This window comes from Cupriavidus sp. 8B, assembly GCF_054589115.1.
The window spans coordinates 1-338 of sequence record NZ_BAAILO010000635.1; the positions used below are offsets into that span (position 1 = coordinate 1).

Below are 338 nucleotides of genomic sequence, written 5' to 3' on the forward strand. Positions count from 1 at the left end.
ATCAACGGCGAATGGGTGGCCACCAATCGCCAGTTCGACGACCGCAACCCGGTCGACAACAGCCTGATCGGGCATGTCCACGAGGCCGGGCAGGCCGAGGTCGATGCCGCCGTGGCCGCGGCAAAGCATGCGCTCAAGGGTCCCTGGGGCAAGATGACCGTGGCGCAACGCGTCGAGCTGCTGCATGCGGTGGCAGACGGCATCAACCGGCGCTTCGACGACTTCCTGCAAGCCGAGATCGCCGACACCGGCAAACCGCACTCCCTCGCCAGCCACATCGACATCCCGCGCGGCGCGGCCAACTTCAAGGTGTTCGCCGACCTGATCAAGAACGTGCC

1 protein-coding gene is annotated in these 338 nt (G+C 66.3%); it reads left to right on the plus strand.

Features of this window, described 5'->3' with window-relative positions:
• Positions 1 to 338, plus strand: a 338-nt coding sequence (locus tag ACYP5B_RS51465) for an aldehyde dehydrogenase family protein (protein WP_459575225.1), incomplete at both ends; no start/stop codon positions are given.